Source organism: Streptomyces gardneri, from assembly GCF_006539185.1.
GTDB classification, from domain to species: Bacteria; Actinomycetota; Actinomycetes; order Streptomycetales; family Streptomycetaceae; genus Streptomyces; species Streptomyces gardneri.
Window position 1 is genome coordinate 69,404 of sequence record NZ_BJMN01000022.1, and the last position, 15,709, is coordinate 85,112.

General features: G+C 73.1%; 17 protein-coding genes. 5 read left to right on the forward strand and 12 right to left on the reverse strand.

Features of this window, described 5'->3' with window-relative positions:
* Positions 1-25: 25 nt before the first annotated feature.
* Together SGA01_RS17775 and SGA01_RS17780 are read right to left on the reverse strand one after the other, a co-directional pair.
* Positions 26-709, reverse strand: coding sequence for a response regulator (locus tag SGA01_RS17775; RefSeq protein WP_141297468.1), 684 nt, complete (start codon positions 707-709; stop codon positions 26-28).
* Positions 706-1,926 (reverse strand): sensor histidine kinase, encoded by a 1,221-nt coding sequence (locus tag SGA01_RS17780; RefSeq protein ID WP_141297469.1) that lies wholly within the window; start codon positions 1,924-1,926, stop codon positions 706-708. Before SGA01_RS17780 ends, SGA01_RS17775 begins: the two co-directional genes overlap by 4 nt.
* 146 nt (positions 1,927-2,072) lie before the next feature.
* Here SGA01_RS17780 and SGA01_RS17785 point away from each other — a divergent pair, with 146 nt between their 5' ends.
* Positions 2,073-2,291 carry a hypothetical protein gene (locus tag SGA01_RS17785; RefSeq protein ID WP_141297470.1) on the forward strand — a complete coding sequence of 73 codons (219 nt, stop codon included), beginning with the start codon at positions 2,073-2,075 and terminating at the stop codon, positions 2,289-2,291.
* 56 nt (positions 2,292-2,347) lie between these two features.
* On the opposite strand, the gene SGA01_RS17790 is transcribed toward SGA01_RS17785, so the two are convergent.
* The 3 genes from SGA01_RS17790 to SGA01_RS17800 form a co-directional block, all read right to left on the reverse strand.
* On the reverse strand, positions 2,348-3,274 hold the full coding sequence (locus SGA01_RS17790; protein ID WP_141297471.1) for a DMT family transporter: 927 nt from the start codon (positions 3,272-3,274) through the stop codon (positions 2,348-2,350).
* Between the two features lie 152 nt (positions 3,275-3,426).
* Complete coding sequence (locus SGA01_RS17795; protein WP_141297472.1) at positions 3,427-3,819, reverse strand: hypothetical protein; 393 nt, start codon at positions 3,817-3,819, stop codon at positions 3,427-3,429.
* 43 nt (positions 3,820-3,862) lie between these two features.
* Complete coding sequence (locus SGA01_RS17800) at positions 3,863-4,471, reverse strand: dihydrofolate reductase family protein (RefSeq protein ID WP_141297473.1); 609 nt, start codon at positions 4,469-4,471, stop codon at positions 3,863-3,865.
* A 168-nt stretch (positions 4,472-4,639) separates the two neighbouring features.
* Here SGA01_RS17800 and SGA01_RS17805 point away from each other — a divergent pair, with 168 nt between their 5' ends.
* On the forward strand, positions 4,640-5,380 hold the full coding sequence (locus tag SGA01_RS17805) for an SDR family NAD(P)-dependent oxidoreductase (RefSeq protein WP_141297474.1): 741 nt from the start codon (positions 4,640-4,642) through the stop codon (positions 5,378-5,380).
* 296 nt (positions 5,381-5,676) lie between these two features.
* On the opposite strand, the gene alc is transcribed toward SGA01_RS17805, so the two are convergent.
* A complete protein-coding gene (gene alc, locus SGA01_RS17810) occupies positions 5,677-6,795 on the reverse strand; it encodes an allantoicase (protein WP_141297475.1) in 1,119 nt (372 codons plus the stop codon).
* Between the two features lie 3 nt (positions 6,796-6,798).
* A complete protein-coding gene (allB, locus tag SGA01_RS17815) occupies positions 6,799-8,133 on the reverse strand; it encodes an allantoinase AllB (protein ID WP_141297476.1) in 1,335 nt (444 codons plus the stop codon).
* A gap of 343 nt (positions 8,134-8,476) precedes the next feature.
* Between allB and SGA01_RS17820 the strand changes: the two genes are divergently transcribed.
* The gene (locus tag SGA01_RS17820) at positions 8,477-9,286 is read left to right on the forward strand and encodes an IclR family transcriptional regulator (protein ID WP_055640646.1); all 810 of its coding nucleotides are present in this window, start codon (positions 8,477-8,479) and stop codon (positions 9,284-9,286) included.
* A gap of 123 nt (positions 9,287-9,409) precedes the next feature.
* Here SGA01_RS17820 and SGA01_RS17825 read toward each other — a convergent pair whose 3' ends face one another.
* Both SGA01_RS17825 and SGA01_RS17830 read right to left on the reverse strand, forming a co-directional pair.
* Positions 9,410-10,090 carry an ABC transporter ATP-binding protein gene (locus SGA01_RS17825; protein ID WP_141297477.1) on the reverse strand — a complete coding sequence of 227 codons (681 nt, stop codon included), beginning with the start codon at positions 10,088-10,090 and terminating at the stop codon, positions 9,410-9,412.
* Complete coding sequence (locus SGA01_RS17830; RefSeq protein WP_167534123.1) at positions 10,087-11,163, reverse strand: ABC transporter permease; 1,077 nt, start codon at positions 11,161-11,163, stop codon at positions 10,087-10,089. The genes SGA01_RS17825 and SGA01_RS17830 overlap by 4 nt, the downstream gene beginning before the upstream one ends.
* Before the next feature lie 244 nt (positions 11,164-11,407).
* Between SGA01_RS17830 and SGA01_RS17835 the strand changes: the two genes are divergently transcribed.
* Both SGA01_RS17835 and SGA01_RS17840 read left to right on the forward strand, forming a co-directional pair.
* The gene (locus SGA01_RS17835; RefSeq protein WP_229917894.1) at positions 11,408-12,547 is read left to right on the forward strand and encodes a sensor histidine kinase; all 1,140 of its coding nucleotides are present in this window, start codon (positions 11,408-11,410) and stop codon (positions 12,545-12,547) included.
* Positions 12,544-13,176, forward strand: coding sequence for a response regulator (locus tag SGA01_RS17840; RefSeq protein WP_141297480.1), 633 nt, complete (start codon positions 12,544-12,546; stop codon positions 13,174-13,176). Before SGA01_RS17835 ends, SGA01_RS17840 begins: the two co-directional genes overlap by 4 nt.
* Here SGA01_RS17840 and SGA01_RS17845 read toward each other — a convergent pair.
* From SGA01_RS17845 to SGA01_RS17855, 3 genes are all read right to left on the reverse strand, one after another.
* Positions 13,166-13,387: a hypothetical protein gene (locus SGA01_RS17845; protein ID WP_055640652.1), complete on the reverse strand. Its 222-nt coding sequence runs from the start codon at positions 13,385-13,387 to the stop codon at positions 13,166-13,168. The two genes, SGA01_RS17840 and SGA01_RS17845, sit on opposite strands and share 11 nt — an antisense overlap.
* Before the next feature lie 93 nt (positions 13,388-13,480).
* Complete coding sequence (locus SGA01_RS17850) at positions 13,481-15,193, reverse strand: MFS transporter (protein WP_229917866.1); 1,713 nt, start codon at positions 15,191-15,193, stop codon at positions 13,481-13,483.
* A gap of 132 nt (positions 15,194-15,325) precedes the next feature.
* Complete coding sequence (locus SGA01_RS17855; RefSeq protein ID WP_141297481.1) at positions 15,326-15,643, reverse strand: DUF5955 family protein; 318 nt, start codon at positions 15,641-15,643, stop codon at positions 15,326-15,328.
* Positions 15,644-15,709: the final 66 nt, after the last annotated feature.

Sequence of the window (15,709 nt, forward strand, 5' to 3'; positions counted from 1 at the left end):
CTCAGCAGACTATCCGACCGACCGATTACGCCTCCTCGTCCAGGAGACCTGCTTCATGGACGAGGAGCGCGATCTGGACACGGTTGTTGAGGTCGAGCTTGGCGAGGACACGCGAGACATGGGTCTTGACCGTGGGGACGCTCATGTACAGCTCGGCGGCGATCTCCGCGTTGGAGCGGCCCTTGCCGACGGCCACGGCCACTTCCCTTTCCCGTACGGCCAGTTCGGCGAGGCGCGCGGTGATCGCGGCGCGCCGGGACTCCTCGCGCCGGCCCGGCCGGTCCTGCTCCCCCGCGACATGGGTCATCAGCTGGCGGGTGACGGCCGGGGAGAGCACCGGGTCCCCGGCGGCGACCCGGCGGACGGCGGCCACGATCTCGGCGGGCGGGGTGTCCTTGAGGACGAAGCCGGCGGCGCCGGCCCGCAGGGCGCGCAGCACCTGCTCGTCGGCGTGGAAGGTGGTGAGGACGACGACCTCGGGGGCGCCGGGGAGCGCGCGGAGGCGTTCGGTGGCGGTGAGCCCGTCGACGTGGGGCATGCGGATGTCCATGAGGACGACGTCCGGGGCGAGCCGTTCGACGAGCTCGGGGACCTCGCGGCCGTCGGCGGCCTCGCCGACGATCTCCAGGTCCTCGGCGCCGCCGAGCATGAAGGTGAGGCCCGCTCGGACCAGGGGGTCGTCGTCGACGATGATCAGCCGGATGGTCATGAGGGCCACGGTAGCCAGGCGTGCAGGGCGAACCCGCCGTCGGGGGCCGGTCCGTGCTCCAGCCGGCCCCCGGCGAGGGCGGCGCGCTCGGTGAGCCCGATGAGGCCCTGGCCGGAGCCGGGGACGTGCGGGACGGGTCCGGCGGGCGCGGGGTTGTGGACGGTGACGTCGAGGCCCTCGCCGGGCCGGCCGCTCACGGTGACGGTGACCTTGGTGCCGGGAGCGTGCTTGCGGCAGTTGGTCAGGCCTTCCTGGGCGATGCGGTAGGCGGTGCGGCCGGTGGAGGCGGGGACGGCGGGCTCCCCCTCGGCGGTGTCGACGTCGAGCTCCAGGACGATGTCCGCGCCGGCCTCGCGGGACTCGGCGACGAGCGCGTCGAGGGTGGCGAGGGTCGGCTGGGGCCGGTCGCCGTCGCCGTTCTCGCCGGGCGCCCGCAGGACCCCGATGATCTCGCGCAGGTCCTGGAGCGCCTCGTGGGCGCTGTCGCGGATGACGCCGGCCGCCCGGGCGATCTGCTCGGGCGGGGCGTCCGGCCGGAACTCCAGGGCTCCCGCGTGCACGCTGAGCAGGGTCAGCCGGTGGGCGAGGACGTCGTGCATCTCGCGGGCGATGGCCTCGCGGGCGAGCCGCTGGGCCTGGGCGGCGCGCAGTTCGGCCTCGGCCTCGGCGCGGCGGGCGCGCTCGCGGAGGGCCTCGACGAGCTGGCGCCGGGAGCGGACGAGCATGCCCCAGGCGGTGACGAGGAGGATGAGGACGAAGCCGAGGAGGATCGCGATCCCGGCGTTGAGCGTGGGGTCGGGGCGGATGAAGACCTGGACGGTGGAGGCGGCGACGGCGAGCGCCCCGATCCAGGCGACCTCGCGGAAGGGTCGGCGGACGGCGACGCTGAAGAGGCTCGCGAGGACGGCGCCGCCGGCGACCGGTGCGACGACGCTGAGCAGCGAGAGGCCGACGGCCAGTCCGACGGGCCACCGGCGGCGCAGCCAGAGGGCGCAGCAGGCGGCGGCGCCGGCGAGCTGGTCGAAGAGGATGACGGGCTCGCTGCTGTACTCCGCGCCGGCGTCCGCGGCGATGAGGCCGACGAGGGCCGCGAGGAGGAAGAGCGAGGTGTCGACGATCCAGTCGCGAACGGTTCGGCGGGGCCTGGCCGCGCCGCTCTCGCCCGGTTCGACCAGGTGGGAGGGGAGCAGCCAGCGCTGTCGTTCCGTACGGGTCATATCGGCAATGTACGCAGCCGGGGACCCCGCGCGGGTGAGGGTCGGGGCCGGACGCTACCTAAGTCGCACAGGTCGATACTTCGGTAGCGGTGGCCGTGGACCGGAGGCGGACGCGGCCGGAGCCGTCACCCGGAGACGATCAAGGCATGAAGAGATTCCTTGAGGTCACCGGTTTCCTGCTCATCGTGTTCGGCGTCTGCGGAGTGATCCGTGAACTGAGCGACGGCTGGTTCAAGCTGATGGGGCTGACCCGTTTCCTGACCGAGAACGTGTGGTTCATGGAGGGCCGGGAGATCTTCGTCAACATCGTGATCGCCGCGCTCGGCCTGGTGCTCCTGATCGTGTCGGACCGGGTGCGGAAGTAGGCCCGCGCCATCGGTCAGGACGGCCTGGCGGGCGTCCGCGCGAGCGGCAGGACGGCCTATCGGGCGTCCTCGTCGGCCGTGCGGCGGCCCCAGGTGGTTCCCGCGAGGACGAGGACCGCGCCCGCGAGGCCGAGGACCCCGGGGCGGTCGCCCGCGAGGGCGATGCCCGCGGCGGCGGCCCACAGCGGCTCCGTACCGAGGAGCAGGCTGACCCGGGACGGGGAGCTGCGGCGGACCGCCCACATCTGCACGAAGAACGCGAAGAGCGTGCAGAAGACGGAGAGGAAGACCAGCCCGGCCCACTCGCGGGGGCCGAAGTCGAGGGCCGTGGCCCAGGGCGAGGCGCCCGTCCCGGGGAAGGCCGCGATGACGGCGAAGACGGCGACGGCGGAGCCGAGCTGGACGGTGGTGAGGGAGAGCGAGTCGGCCGACCGGACCGCCTTGATCCGGGACATGGCCAGGACGTGGACGGTACGGGCGAGGGCGGCGAGCAGCATGAGGAGGTCGCCGAGGGAGGGCGTGGTGAAGCCGCCGCCCTGGGTGAGCAGGACGACGCCCGCGACGGAGAGCGCGGCGGCGGCGAGGAAGGCGCGGGGCGGGCTGACCTTGGTGACGGCGGCCTCGGCGAGCGGGGTGAAGATCATGGTGAGGCTGATGATCAGGCCCGCGTTGGTGGCGGAGGTGTGGACGACTCCGTAGGTCTCCAGGAGGAAGATCCCGCTGAGGATCAGCCCGAGGGCGGCGGCGCCGCGCCACTGGGCCGCGGTGAGCGCGCGCAGCTTGCGCCATCCGGCGACGACGAGGACGGGCAGCACCACCGCGAAGCGCAGCACGAGGACCGCGATGACGGTGTGGGTGGTGGTGATGCCCTTGGCCGCGAGGTAGCTGGCGCCCCAGACGACGGCGACGAGCAGGACGGGCAGGTCGGTGAGCCAGGCGCGGCGCGGGGCGCCGAGGGACACGGGGGCAGCGAGGGAGGACATGACGGCCGTTTCTCCAACTATCGGGACGAGGTGGAGACTTCGACGGCTCGCACGTGGAGCGATCACGGTACCGGGAGAGGCCTGTGGTGGCTACATCTTTCAGGGGCCTCGCCGATCGGGGGGCCACGGTCCGGGCGGACGGGGAGGCGCGGTTACGCGCTCTCCAGGGCCTTGCCCACCAGGTCCAGATCGTCGGGCATGACCGCGACCAGGACGACCCCGTCGGACGAGGCGTACTCCAGGATCCGGGATCCCGGGTTGATGGACATCCCCTCGCGAGCGGAGGGCGCGCGCGTTCCCGTCCGGCGCAGATCGGTCGGCAGCGCGAGCTCCCGCGAACCCCAGGAGGCCCTCCAGACCGGAGGACCCGCGCCGATCATCAGGCGTCCGGCCCGCCAGCGGGAGCCGTGCGCCGACCACTTGAGCATGCAGGGAACCCCGGCCGCCTCCCCGTCGGCGACGGCGGCCGACCGCTGCCGCTGCTTCCGTCTCATCAGCCACCCGACGAGGGCGGCGACCGCGGCGAAAAACGCTAGTTCGATCACGTCGGCATTCAAGCAGGCGGGGACCCCCGAGGGCCGCGGCGCCTCAGTAGCTGCCGTACTCCGGGCGGCCCACCAGCTCGTACGTGTGGATGGCGACGCCCGAGCCGGTGGTGCGCGCGGCGGTGTGCCGGAAGGCGGTGGGTCGCACGCCGTCGGAGAAGAGGCGGCGGCCGGCGCCGAGGATCACGGGGAAGACGAGCAGATGGAGGGTGTCGATCAGGTCGTGGTCGAGCAGGGTCCGGGCGAGACCGCCGCTGCCGTGCATCTGGATCTCGCCGTCGAGGCTCCCCTTGAGTTCGGCGACCTCCTTGGCCACGTCGCCGCGGAGCAGGGTGGTCCCGGCCCAGTCGGCGGAGGTGAGGGTGGTGGTGGCGACGTACTTGGGGAGGGCGTTGAGCTTGCCGGCGACCGGGTCGTCGGGGTCTGTCTGCTTCGGCCAGTAGCCCGCGAAGATCTCGTACGTGCGGCGGCCGAGGAGGAAGGCGGTGGGGCGGGTGAAGACCTCGTTCATGAACTGCCCGAAGTCCTCGTCGCCGTACGGCACGGACCAGCCGCCGTGCTCGAAGCCGCCGCTGGGGTCCTCCTGCGGGCCGCCGGGCGCCTGGTGGACGCCGTCGAGGGTGAGGAACTGGGTGAGGCTGAGCGTGGCCATGGCGAGTGCCCTTTCTGGTTCCGTCCATCGTGTCTCAGAAGCTCTGACCGCACCGCTCGGCGGAACTCATCGGCGATCGGGTCGGCGTCCGATTCCTGCCAGCACCCGGCCACCGCGCCGACTTTCATTGAACCCGCAACCATTCGGTGCGTCTTACGGAGGTTCGGGATGTCCACGATGAACGGCACGGCGGTTCTGGTGACGGGCGGCAGCCGCGGGATCGGCGCGGCCACGGCCGTCCGGCTGGCACGGGAGGGCGCCGATGTGGCCTTCACGTACGTACGGGACGAGGCGGCGGCCGAGGAGGTCGCCGCGCGGATCCGGGCGGCCGGCCGCAAGGCGCTGCCCCTGCGCGCCGACGCGGCCGACGCCGGGGACGCGGCGGGCGCGGTGGAATGGGCGGCGGACGCCCTGGGCCGGCTCGACGTCCTCGTGAACAGCGTGGGCGTCGGGGTCCTCGGCCCGCTGGAGTCACTGACCCTGGCGGACGTGGACCGGGTCCTCGCGGTCAACGTCCGGGCGGCCTTCCTCGCCTCGCAGGCGGCGGCCGGGCGCCTGCCGGAGGGCGGGCGGATCGTCACGATCGGCACCTGCATGACGCAGCGGGTCCCCGGGCCCGGCGGCACGCTGTACGCGACGAGCAAGGCGGCGCTGATCGGCCTGACGAAGGCGCTGGCCCGGGAGCTGGGCGGGCGCGGCATCACGGCGAACCTCGTCCACCCGGGCCCTGTCGACACCGACATGAACCCGGCGGACGGTCCGTACGCGGAGGGCCAGGCGGCGATGACGGCACTCGGGCGCTTCGGCACGCCGGACGAGGTCGCGGCGATGGTCGCCTTCCTCGCGGGGCCGGAGGGGCGGTACGTGACGGGGGCGGAGTTCGCGGTGGACGGCGGGCACGCGGCGTAGCTGCCGGGCCGGCTGGAACCCACGGGAGGCACGTGCCTGTCGGGCCGGGCCGGAGGACCCGTACGCGATGCCGGCGAGTGAGCCGAAGGGGCGCGTCGGGGGAACGGCCCCGAGCGCGCGGAGGCCCCCGAGGTACGAGGGGTCGAGCACGGTCGGGGTCGTGAGCCCGGCTGAAGCGCCCCGGAGGCGAACCGAGCCCCAAAAAAGGCGGAGGGCGCACCGGTGCTGTCGGGTCGGTGCGCCCTCGCGGGCCGGGCGGGGTGTCGTGCCCGCCCAGTTCAGGGGAGCGGGTGGCGTCAGCCGCCCAGCTCCTGGTGGCGGGCGGTCAGTCGCGCCGCGCCGGTCTCGGTGAGGGAGCCGAAGAGGCGGAGGCGGGAGATGCCGCCGTCCGGGTAGATGTCGATCCGGATGCGGGAGCCGACAGCCGGGGTGTCGAGCACGAACCGGTGGTTGGTGTCGGGCTGGAGGCGGGTCCGGGGCAGGATCTCGGTCCAGTCCTCGGAGCCCTCGGCGGCGACCGAGAGGGCGGCCCAGCCCGCGCTGTTGCCCTTGAGGTAGGCGGTGTCGATCTCGACGGCGCGGATCTCGGACTCGGCGACGAGCTGGTAGCGGATCCAGTCGTTGCCCTTGTCGCGGCGGCGGCGGGTCTCCCAGCCGTCGTCCATCTTGCGGGAGCGGCCCGGCTGGATGGTGTTGGTGGCCGGGGAGTAGAAGCGGTCGGAGGCGTCCTCGACCTGGCCGCCGTTCTCCAGTGCCGCGAGGTCGAAGGTGCCGAGGACGGCGAGCCAGCGCGGGTCGGGTGCGACCTCTCCGTACACACGGAGGCGGGCGATGCCGCCGTCGGGGTGCTGGTTGACGCGCAGGTGCGTGAAGCGCTGCTCGACGTCGACGGCGAAGCCGTTGGCGGCGTGGCCGCCGACGGCGGTGCGCGGGACGAGCGTCGTCCACTTCACGTCGTCGGCGAGGAGCTCCTCGGGCGAGGGCGAGCCGGCGACCGAGGTGGCCTCGACGGAGACGGCCTGCGGGTAGTTGCCGCGGAAGTGCGCGGTGTCGACGACGATGCCGCGGACGACACCGGGGGCGCCGAGCCGTACGAGCGCCCAGTCGTGGTCGTCCTGGGTGGGGTGCGGCTGCTGGGCCGAGACACCACGGCGGCGGCGGGTCTCCCAGCCGTCCATGATCTTGCCCTTGTGGCCGAAGTGCTCGGGGTCGAACTCGGCGGGCTCGGGCTTGAGCAGGTTCTCGCGCTCGGCGAAGAACTCGTCGTTGGCCGCGACGACACTCGCGCCGAGCCGCCGGTCGGCGAGGTCCGCGTACTGGGTGAAGGGGAAGTCCGCGGTGCGGTAGTCGGCGTACGGGTCGCCGCCTCCGAAGGGGCTGGCGTCGCCGGTGAAGGAGGGTATGCCGGTGCTCACGGGTCAGTTGTTCCTTTCGAGGAGGCGGCCGGAGGGCTCGGCGAGGGTGCCGTGGTCGACGATGCGCTCTCCGCGCAGCCAGGTGGAGGCGACGACGCCGCTGAGGGTCTTGCCCGCGTAGGCGGTGATGCGGTTGCGGTGCTGGAGCTCGGCCGGGTCGACGGTGAAGGTGGCGTCCGGGTCGATGACGGCGAAGTCGGCGTCGCGGCCGGCCTCGATGGCGCCCTTTCGCGACAGGCCGGCGAGTCGGGCGGGGGCCTCGGACATCCAGCGGACCACGTCCTCCAGGGAGTGGCCGCGGCGCTTGGCCTCGGTCCAGATCGCGGGGAGGCCGAGCTGGAGGGAGGAGATGCCGCCCCAGGCGGAGGCGAAGTCGGGGGTCTTGAGGTCCGCGGTCGAGGGCGAGTGGTCGGAGACGATGCAGTCGATCACGCCGTCCGCGAGCCCCTGCCACAGGGCGTCCTGGTTGGAGGCCTCGCGGATCGGCGGGCAGCACTTGAACTCGGTCGCACCGTCCGGGACCTCCTCCGCCGTGAGCGTGAGGAAGTGCGGACAGGACTCGACGGTGATCTTGACGCCCTCGGCCTTCGCGGCGGCGATCAGGGGCAGCGCGTCGGAGGAGGACAGGTGCAGGACGTGGACGCGGGCGCCCAGTCGGCGGGCCTGGTTGACCAGGTTCTCGATCGCCGTGTTCTCGGCGTCCCGGGGGCGGGAGGCCAGGAAGTCGGCGTAGGCGAGCCCGGACTTCTGCGGCGCGGCGGCGAGGTGGTGCGGGTCCTCGGCGTGCACGATCATCAGACCGTCGAAGCCCGCGATCTCGGCGAGCGAGTTCGCCAGCTGCTCCTGGTCGAGCGAGGGGAACTCGTCCACCCCGGACGGCGACAGGAAGCACTTGAAGCCGTAGACCCCGGCGTCGTGCAGCGGGCGCAGGTCCTTGACGTTGTCGGGCAGCGCGCCGCCCCAGAAACCGACGTCGATGTGCGCCTTGGCGCGGGCGACGTCCTGCTTCACCCGCAGGTTCTCGACGGTGGTCGTCGGCGGGATGGAGTTCAGGGGCATGTCGAGCAGCGTGGTGATGCCGCCGGCGGCCGCCGCGCGGGTGGCGGTCCAGAAGCCCTCCCACTCGGTCCGGCCCGGGTCGTTCACATGCACGTGGGTGTCGACGAGACCGGGCAGGACGACGTCGTCGCCGACGTCCTCCAGCCGGGCGCCGGCCGGTACCTCGGCGTCGTACGGCAGCACGGCCGCGATCGTCCCTCCGGAGACGGCGATCGACGCCGGGCGCGTCTCCTCGGGGGTGATGACGCGAGTCGAGCGCAGGACCAGGTTGACGTCCACCCGTACCCCTTCTTCAAGTGCTCCGGCTTCGAGCACTTCGGCGAGAAATTCAACGAACTGTTGAAAAGGAGTCTTCACTTCCTGGCGACATGTCGTCAAGGGCACACTTCCAGCATGGGCCGTCGGTGAACCCGACTTAGAGGTTTCCACAAAGTGGAATGGAAATTCCGTACAGTAGAACGTAGCTCCGCACATGTGGGGCAGACCAGGACCCCTCCGAGCCCTCCCCGACACCGGACAAACACCCCCTGACCGGCCCGTACGCCGGTACCGGGACCAGGTGTCCCGGCCGGTGGCCCGGTAGTCTGCTGACTTGCCCGCCTGCCTCGAAAGGACCGTTGACGTGCCGACGTCCAGCGCCAGCACCACCGACGCCGCCAAGCCCGCCGCAGCGAGCGGTGGCGTCCAGTCCCTTGAGCGTGCCTTCGACCTCCTGGAGCGGATGGCCGACGCCGGGGGCGAGGTCGGGCTGAGCGAGCTCTCCGCCAGCAGCGGACTGCCGCTCCCCACCATCCACCGGCTGATGCGCACCCTCGTCGCCTGCGGCTACGTGCGCCAGCAGCCCAACCGGCGGTACGCCCTCGGCCCCCGACTCATCCGGCTCGGCGAGTCCTCCTCCCGCCTCCTCGGCACCTGGGCCCGCCCCTACCTGGCGCGGCTCGTCGAGGAGACCGGCGAGACCGCCAACATGGCGCTGCTCGACGGCGACGAGATCGTGTACGTCGCCCAGGTGCCGTCCAAGCACTCGATGCGCATGTTCACCGAGGTCGGCCGGCGGGTCCTGCCGCACTCCACCGGCGTGGGCAAGGCGCTCCTCGCGCACACCCCGGCGGAGGAGGTGCGCGCGCTGCTCGCCCGTACCGGCATGCCGGCCGCCACCGAGAAGACCATCACCACGCCCGACGGCTTCCTCGACGCCCTCGAAGCGGTCCGCGCGACCGGGTACGCCGTCGATGACAACGAGCAGGAGATAGGAGTCCGCTGCCTCGCGGTGCCGGTCCCCGACTCCCCCACCGCCGCGGCGATCTCGATCTCGGGCCCGGCGGGCCGGGTCACCGAGGCGGCCACGGAGAAGATCGTCCCGATCCTCCAGCAGGTCGCGCGCGAACTGTCGGCGGCCCTCGCCAACACGACGGGCAACGGCCAGGGCTGAGCCCGCAGCCGCAGCCGTACGCGTACGCGTACTCGTACTCGTATCGTCACGCACGCGAAGGGCGCCCGGAACCCCTGAGGTTCCGGGCGCCCTCGCGCGTGCGCGGCGGCAGCCGGCCGTACGTCAGACCCGCACCGTCTCCGTCAGCCGCCCGTCCTGGACCGTCGCCGTGCTGTCCGTGCGCGCCAGGTGGGTCCGGTCGTGGGTCACGAGCACCGTCGCCGTGCCCCGCTCGACCGTCAGGCCCGCGAGCAGGTCCATGACCGCCGCGCCCCGCTCGTGGTCCAGGGCGCTCGTCGGCTCGTCGACCAGGAGCACGGACGGCTCGTTCATCAGGGCCCGCGCGATGTTCACGCGCTGCCGCTGACCGCCCGACAGCTGGTGCGGGCGGCGGTGCGCCTGATCGGCGAGGCCCACCGCGTCGAGCAGGTCCATCGCCCGGCCCCGTACCGACTTCGGCGCGCGTCCCGACAGGTGCGCCATCACCTGGAGCTGTTCCGCCGCGCTCAGCGAGGGCAGCAGGTTGGGCTGCTGGAAGACGATCCCGATGTGCTCGCGCCGCAGCTCGGCGCGGGCGGCCGGGGTGAGCGGCCCCGTGTCCGTACCGGCGACGACGACCCGGCCCCGGTCCGGGGTCACCAGGGTCGCGGCCACCGCGAGCAGGCTGGACTTGCCGGATCCCGAGGGGCCGACGACGGCCGTGAGGGTGCCCGCGGGGACGGTCAGGGAGACGGAGTCGAGGGCGGTGAGCCGGCCGTCTCCGTCGGGGTAGGTCAGGGTGACGGCGTCGAGGACGAGGCTCATCGGGCGCTCCCGAGGGCGGTGAGGGGGTCGACGGCGGTGATCCGCCGGATGGACAGGGCGGCGCCGAGCACCCCGAGCACGACGATCACGGCGGCGGGCCCGAGCACGGTGAGCGGCTCCAGGACGAAGGGCACGTTCCCGCCGCTGACCAGAGCGCCGATGCCGACCGCGAGGGCGGTGCCGAGCAGGGTGCCCGCGGTGAGCATCAGGACGGCCTGCCCGAGGGCGTCCTTGAGGAGGTACGGCGTGGAGGCGCCGAGCGCCTTGAGGACGGCGACGTCGCCGCTGCGCTGGATCGTCCAGACGGTGAAGAAGGCCCCTATGACGAGCGCGGAGATCGCGAAGAGGAAGCCCCGCATGAGCTGGAGCGAGCCGTTCTCGGCCTGGTAGGACCCTATGGCGGTGAGCGCCCCGTCGACGGTCCGCGCCTCGGTCTTCGCGGCCTCGTCGCCGGCCGCCCAGTCGACCCCGTCGCCGCTGAGCGCGATGACGGTGGCCTGCTCCTCGGGGGTGGTGCCGCTGTGCCCGAGCTTCTGCCAGTCGTCGAGGGAGGTCCACACCACCGGGGTGTGGCTGTACGAGGCGTCGCCGGAGACGGCCGTGACGGTGGCCTCCAGGGGGCCGAGGCGCAGCGCGTCACCGACGCCGACGCCCAGCTCCTCCGCCGCGGACTCCGACAGGACGGCCTTCCCGGCACCGACGGTCCCCGGGGCGAGCCCGGACCCCGGCTCCGTACCGAAGGCGGAGACGGCGGCCGTGCGCTCCCCGGCGGCGGCGTTGAGCGTGCGGATGCCGAGCGGCGCCGCCTCCGTCACGCCGGGCCGCTTCGCCCAGTCGTTCCACTGGTCCTCCGTCACCGTCGAGTTGGTGAAGGAGACCGACTGCCCGGACGGCGGCGCGGCGAAGGCCAGCCGGTCGGCGGGCAGACCGGTGATCGCGGAGATGTTCTCTCGCGCGAGTCCGGCGGTCAGCCCGGACAGCAACCCCACGAGCAGGGTGATCAGGACGATCACGGTGCCCATGAGGGCGAACCGCCCCTTGGCGAATCTCAGGTCTCTCCATGCCACGAACATGCTGACCAGAGTGGTCCGAGGAGGGTCGTCCGGGCATCGCGCCACGGATGGCTCCACAATCAAACTTTCGGTTGAGTCCGGATTGTCCGTTGCCCGCGCTCCCGCTGTCTACGCTGGAGGGGACATGGATCCGCACCCTTCCCCGCGCCCCGCACAGCACTCCTCCCTCCACCCCGCGCAGCACCCTTCCCGGTGGTCCCTCACCCCCGCCCCCCGCGTCCTGCACCTCTGCCTGCACCTGCTGATGGCGGGCCTGCTCGTCCTCGCGGCGGTACGGGCCCACTCGGCCGCCGGGACGGTCATGGCGGCGCTCGTGGGCGCGGTCTACGCGGCCGGCTCGCTGCTGCCGTCCGTGGGCAGCTCGCAGCGGGCCGCCGCCGTCTGGCTCGGCGTCCTCGGCGCGTCCTGGCTTGGCCTGCTCTGGCTGACCCCCGAGGCACTGTGGGTGGCCTTCCCGCTGTACTTCCTCCAGCTGCACCTGCTGCCCACGCGCTGGTCGCTGCCGGCCGTCGCCCTGACGGCGGGCGCGGCGATCCTCTCGTACGTGGGACACGGCGCCGCGCTGAACCCGGGGGTCTTCATCGGGCCGCTGCTCGGCGGCGCGGTCGCGGTGGCGACGGTCCTCGGCTACCAGGCGCTGTACCGGGAGAGCGAGCGGCGGCGCCGGCTCATCGAGGAGCTGATCGAGACCCGGGCGGAGCTGGCGGCGGCGGAGCGGCATGCGGGGACGCTCGCCGAGCGCGAGCGGCTCGCGCGGGAGATCCACGACACGCTCGCGCAGGGCCTGTCCTCGATCCAGCTGCTGCTGCGCGCCGCCGAGCGGGCGCTGCCGCCGGGCTCCCCGGCCGCCGGTCACATCGACCGGGCGCGGCAGGCGGCGCAGGACAACCTGGCGGAGGCGCGGCGCTTTGTCCGCGCGCTGTCGCCGCCCGACCTGGAGCACGGCTCGCTGGCGGCGGCCCTGGAGAGGCTGTGCGAGCCGGGGGCCGGTTCCGGGGCGTACGGCTCCTACGAGCCGGGGGCGGCGGGGCCGCGGGTGCGTTTCTCGGTGAGCGGGACGCCGGCCGAGCTGCCGACGCCGTACGAGGTGGCGCTGTTGCGGATCGCGCAGTCGGCGCTCGCGAACACGGTGCGGCACGCCTCGGCCTCACGGGCGGAGATCACCCTCTCCTTCATGGACGCCTCGGTGACGCTGGACGTGGTCGACGACGGCAAGGGCTTCGATCCGGGCTCCGTACGGCAGTCCTCGGAGGGCGGCTTCGGGCTTCCGGCGATGCGCTCGCGGGCCGAGTCGCTGGGCGGCACGTTCACCGTCGAATCGGCACCCGGCCAGGGCACGGCGGTGGCCGTCTCCCTCCCCCTCCCCGCAGGAGTCTCCGCATGACGACCACCATCAGGCTTCTCCTCGCCGACGACCACCCGGTGGTACGGGCGGGGCTGCGCGCGGTCCTGGACACGGAGCCGGACTTCACCGTGGTCGGCGAGGCCGCGACGGCCGAGCGGGCGGTGGAGCTGGCCGCCGCCGGGGGCGTGGACGTGGTCCTGATGGACCTGCAGTTCGGCGCCGGGATGCACGGCTCGGAGGCGACGGCGGCGATCACGGCGGCGCCGGACGGGCCGAAGGTGCTGGTCCTGACGACCTACGACACGGACGCGGACATCCTCGCGGCGGTGGAGGCCGGCGCCTCCGGCTACCTCCTCAAGGACGCGCCGCCGGAGGAGCTGGCGGCGGCCGTACGGACGGCGGCGGCCGGCCAGTCGGCGCTCGCCCCGGCGGTGGCCCACCGGCTGATGGACCGGATGCGGACACCGGCGGAGGCGCTGACGAAGCGGGAGCTGGAAGTGCTCCAGCTGGTGGGCGAGGGCCTGTCGAACCAGCAGATCAGCAAGGTGCTGTTCCTGAGCCAGGCGACGGTGAAATCGCACCTCGTGCACATCTTCGCGAAGCTGGGCGTGGACTCGCGGACGGCCGCGGTGGCGGCGGCGACGGCCCGGCGGCTGATCAGGCGGTGAGGCCGTCCGACAGGCCCGCCGACGAGTCGGTCTGGGCGCCCATCAGGTCCTGGAAGGACCGCATGCACGGCAGGCAGTGCCGGTCCGTCCGCACCCCGTCCGCGCCGCGGTCGACGCTCTGACCGCAGAGGCTGCTGACCGCCTCCTTGGCGATCACGTGCCAGACCAGAAGGCCGCTGGAGTCGTCGGGCGCGATGTGCATCTCGTACATGGCAGGTTCCTTACTCCCGGTGCGGGTTCCGGCTTCCCAGCCAACTCGTGCCGGGCGGCCCCGGCACGGCGGCCCGGCCGATCGGGTGAACCGTCACGGGCCGGCGGGGCCGGACTTCGGTGTGGGGCCGGGCTCCGGCGGGTCGGGGTCGGGGGCGGGTTCCGGCAGGTCAGGGTCGGGGTCGGGTTCCGGCGGATTGGGGCCGGCGGCGCCCCGGTCGCGGCTCGCGGCTCCGGCGCCGCCGGCTCCGGGCAGACCGCGCGTCACCAGGAAGCTCGCCAGGGCGATGCCACCGGTCGCGAGGACGGCCGCCTTGAGGCCGGCGAGCTGCGCCGAGGCGTAGGACTCGGTGACGGCGTCCACCTCGTGCGGCGGGAGTCCCGCGCTCTCCGCCGCCGCGCGGACCTGGTCGGTGGGGACGAAGCTGATCCCCGCCTCCAGGGCGACGCTCGTCTGCGCGCGCGCCTCGTCCGAGAGCCTCGGGTCGTCCTCCACCTGGGTGGTGAAGGCCTGGGCCAGGGATCCGATCAGCAGGGATCCGATCAGGGCCGTGCCGAGCGCGGACCCGAGGTTCTGCGCGGTGAACTGCAGACCGCCCACCTCGCTGCGCTCCTTCTCCCCCACGCTGGACTGCACGACGTTGCCGAGCTGCGAGGCGAGCAGCCCCATGCCCAGGCCGAGGAGCGCCATGGCCCAGAAGAACTGGGCGTCGTCGATGACGGGGTCGATGGTGCCGAGGAGCCAGGCGATGGCGGCGAGGAGCAGCACCAGGGCCAGCCGTACGATCCGCCGCGGGCCCAGCCTGCGCCCGAGCTTCGCCGCGCCGAGGGAGGCCGCGAGCATGGTGACGGAGACCGGCACGAGCCGCAGGCCCGTCTCGAAGGCGTCGAGTCCCTGCACCACCTGCAGGTAGAGCGGGATGGTGAAGAACAGCCCCAGCAGGATGAGGTTCTGGCTCAGCAGGGTCATCAGCCCCGCGCTCAGGGTGGGCCTGCGGAGCAGGGCCAGATGGACCAGGGGGTCGGCGCCGCGGACCTCGCGCCGTTCCTCCCAGGCCCGGAAGAGGAACAGGACCACCGCTCCGGCGCCGATCACGAACAGCGTGGGGGCGAAGCCGAAGACGGTGAAGGGCGGGTTGCGCGGCTCGACCCAGCCCCAGGTGCTGCTCTGCAGCACGCCGAGCACGCCGAGACCCAGGCCGGCCGCCGACAGGACGGCGCCGACGACGTCGAGCCCGGGACGCCGGCTCACCGGGGCCGGTTCCGGGATCGCCCGCCGCAGGAGCAGTACGGCGAGCACCACCACGACCTCGCCCGCGAAGACCAGGCGCCAGGTGAGGTATGTCGTCACCCAGCCGCCGAGCAGCGGACCGACGGCGATGCCGGCGCCGGCCAGGCCCCCGATGACGCCGTACGCGACGGAGCGGTCGCGGCCCCGATAGGACTCGGCGACGAGGGCCGCCATGGACGGGAGCACCAGGGCGGCGCCGAGCCCCTCGATGATCGACCAGCCCAGGGTCAGGACCCACAGGGTGGGCGCGACGGCGGTCAGCGCCGATCCGACGCCGTAGACCGCCATGCCGATGAGGAAGACGCGGCGACGGCCCAGGATGTCCCCGAGCCGGCCTCCGATGATCATGAACGCGGCCATGACCAGGGCGTACAGGGTGATGACGGCCTGGATCGCGGTCACCTCGGTGTCGAAGTCCTCGACCAGCTGACTGATGGAGACGTTCATGACGGAGGTGTCCAGCACCATCAGGAACTGGGCCGTCCCCAGAACGATCAGAGCACGCCAACGTCCCATGGTCGCCACCTCGCCGGACCCGACTGCCGCCGTCACCGGCAGTGGAAGGGGGGAACCCTCCTTACGCCATCACATCCGAAAGGAAGCGCCCGAGCCACCGGAAGGGCCAGGGGGTACTCGACCGACCCGGGCCTACTGCTCGGCCGGCGGGGGCCCGAAGAGCTCGACGGCACGACGGACGCCGGCGAGCCCCTCGGCGAGCGCGCTGACGGAGCCGACGGAGCCGGCGACGAGCAGCAGCGAGCGGCGCAGCCGCCGTACCTCCGGGTCGCCGCTGAGCGCCATGGCGTCCAGCGCGGCGAGCTCGTCCTCGGCAATCCCGCGGTCGGCGAACTCGACCCGGTGCGCGGCCAGTTCGCGCCGGAGCCGGGACACGGCGAACCGTAGTTCGACCACCCTGGGGTCCACGCCCTCGCCGGTCACTCGCCTCTGCCCCACGCTTCGCAACACGGTTCTCCCCCTCGCACGACACTGTGCGCAGAACTCCACTCCGAACACTCCGAGCCCGAGCCGATC

Coding starts and splice junctions, on each gene's coding strand:
- SGA01_RS17775 (WP_141297468.1), bottom strand. CDS start 709: ATGACCATCCGGCTGATCATCGTCGACGACGACCCCCTGGTCCGAGCG.
- SGA01_RS17780 (WP_141297469.1), bottom strand. CDS start 1,926: ATGACCCGTACGGAACGACAGCGCTGGCTGCTCCCCTCCCACCTGGTC.
- SGA01_RS17785 (WP_141297470.1), top strand. CDS start 2,073: ATGAAGAGATTCCTTGAGGTCACCGGTTTCCTGCTCATCGTGTTCGGC.
- SGA01_RS17790 (WP_141297471.1), bottom strand. CDS start 3,274: ATGTCCTCCCTCGCTGCCCCCGTGTCCCTCGGCGCCCCGCGCCGCGCC.
- SGA01_RS17800 (WP_141297473.1), bottom strand. CDS start 4,471: ATGGCCACGCTCAGCCTCACCCAGTTCCTCACCCTCGACGGCGTCCAC.
- SGA01_RS17805 (WP_141297474.1), top strand. CDS start 4,640: ATGTCCACGATGAACGGCACGGCGGTTCTGGTGACGGGCGGCAGCCGC.
- SGA01_RS17825 (WP_141297477.1), bottom strand. CDS start 10,090: ATGAGCCTCGTCCTCGACGCCGTCACCCTGACCTACCCCGACGGAGAC.
- SGA01_RS17830 (WP_167534123.1), bottom strand. CDS start 11,163: ATGTTCGTGGCATGGAGAGACCTGAGATTCGCCAAGGGGCGGTTCGCC.
- SGA01_RS17835 (WP_229917894.1), top strand. CDS start 11,408: ATGGCGGGCCTGCTCGTCCTCGCGGCGGTACGGGCCCACTCGGCCGCC.
- SGA01_RS17840 (WP_141297480.1), top strand. CDS start 12,544: ATGACGACCACCATCAGGCTTCTCCTCGCCGACGACCACCCGGTGGTA.
- SGA01_RS17845 (WP_055640652.1), bottom strand. CDS start 13,387: ATGTACGAGATGCACATCGCGCCCGACGACTCCAGCGGCCTTCTGGTC.
- SGA01_RS17850 (WP_229917866.1), bottom strand. CDS start 15,193: ATGGGACGTTGGCGTGCTCTGATCGTTCTGGGGACGGCCCAGTTCCTG.